Source organism: Geodermatophilus telluris (assembly GCF_900102745.1).
In the GTDB taxonomy this organism is placed as follows: domain Bacteria; phylum Actinomycetota; class Actinomycetes; order Mycobacteriales; family Geodermatophilaceae; genus Geodermatophilus; species Geodermatophilus telluris.
Genome location: NZ_FMZF01000012.1, coordinates 1 through 1,946, shown reverse-complemented (window position 1 = coordinate 1,946; position 1,946 = coordinate 1). Strand labels below are relative to the sequence as shown.

General features: G+C 62.0%; 1 rRNA gene. It reads left to right on the top strand.

What is annotated here, in order from left to right:
* Positions 1-511: 511 nt before the first annotated feature.
* Positions 512-1,946 (top strand): 23S ribosomal RNA (locus BLQ97_RS22800); the annotation flags it as partial.

Genomic DNA, 1,946 nt, shown 5'->3' with positions numbered 1-1,946 from the left:
CTCACTCGGTGACCTCAGGGGTTGTCGGGTGCAGAGCCATGCCAGGACGAGACGGTCCGCCCAGTTCCGGGTGGCCGCGGGGTGCCTGGGTGGTGCTCGAGGGTGGAACGCTGACCAGTTCGGCCGCCGGTCGCAGGCCGGCTCCTAGTACTGCTCGGTGCCCTTCGGGGTGCGGGCGTGGAGGGGAGTCGGGTGTGGGGGTGGTCGTAGGCACGCTGTTGGGTCCTGAGGGAGCGGGCAACCGTTGTCTCGTGCCGGGCCTCCGGGATCTCACATCGCTCCACGCATCGTCGACGGTTTCGTCGGGGTGGGTGGGGGTCGGGTGGGGTCGGTGAGCGGGGGTGTCTCGGGTTGGTCGTTGAGAACTGCACAGTGGACGCGAGCATCTTTTGATCTCCGTGTCGCGGAGTGCTCTTTGCGGAGTGCTGCGTGGTTGCGGAGTGTTTGCTTGTAGGTGTCCCGCCCTGCGTGGCCGGCCTTCGGGTTGGTGCGGTGGGGTGGGTTTTTGTGTGGCCAAGATGTTGAGGGCACACGGTGGATGCCTGGGCACCAGGAGCCGATGAAGGACGTGGGAGGCTGCGATAAGCCTCGGGGAGCTGCCAACCGAGCGTTGATCCGAGGGTGTCCGAATGGGGGAACCCCGCACCAGTCATGTGGTGTGACCCGCGCCTGAACACATAGGGCGTGTGGAGGGAACGTGGGGAAGTGAAACATCTCAGTACCCACAGGAAGAGAAAACAACCGTGATTCCGTGAGTAGTGGCGAGCGAAAGCGGATGAGGCTAAACCGATCGCATGTGACAGCCGGCAGGCGTTGTGTGGTCGGGGTCGTGGGACAGTCGTGCCACTCCTGCCGGGGTGGCGGGGAGTGAGAAAACGTACCTGGTTAGTGGAAGGCCTCTGGAAGGGGTCGCCGTAGAGGGTGAGAGCCCCGTACACGAAAACCGGTCGTCTCCCTGTTTCTGTATCCCAAGTAGCACCGAGCCCGTGGAATTCGGTGTGAATCTGGCGGGACCACCCGCTAAGCCTGAATACTCCCTGGTGACCGATAGCGGACGAGTACCGTGAGGGAAAGGTGAAAAGTACCCCGGGAGGGGAGTGAAATAGTACCTGAAACCGTGTGCCTACAAGCCGTCAGAGCTCAGAATGCGCCCCTTGTGGGTGCGGGGTGATGGCGTGCCTTTTGAAGAATGAGCCTGCGAGTTAGCGGTACGTGGCGAGGTTAACCCGTGTGGGGTAGCCGTAGCGAGAGCGAGTCCGAACAGGGCGCATCCAGTCGCGTGCTCTAGACCCGAAGCCGAGTGATCTACCCATGGCCAGGTTGAAGCGCGGGTAAGACCGCGTGGAGGACCGAACCCACCAGGGTTGAAAACCTGGGGGATGAGCTGTGGGTAGGGGTGAAAGGCCAATCAAACTCGGTGATAGCTGGTTCTCCCCGAAATGCATTTAGGTGCAGCGTCGCGTGTTTCTTGCCGGAGGTAGAGCACTGGATGGCCGATGGGCCCCACAAGGTTACTGACGTCAACCAAACTCCGAATGCCGGTAAGTGAGAGCGCGGCAGTGAGACTGCGGGCGATAAGGTTCGTAGTCGAGAGGGAAACAGCCCAGATCATCGGCTAAGGCCCCTAAGCGTGTGCTAAGTGGAAAAGGATGTGGGATCGCAGTGACAACCAGGAGGTTGGCTTAGAAGCAGCCATCCTTGAAAGAGTGCGTAATAGCTCACTGGTCAAGTGGTTCCGCGCCGACAATGTAGCGGGGCTCAAGCACACCGCCGAAGCCGTGGCACTTCGTCTTCACGCCCGCCGTCGCCGTTCGCGGTGCCGGCCAGGTGACGAGGTGGGTAGGGGAGCGTCGTGTGGCGGGTGAAGCGGCGGAGGAATCCAGCCGTGGACGCCACGCGAGTGAGAATGCAGGCATGAGTAGCGAGAGGGGAGTGAGAAACTCCCC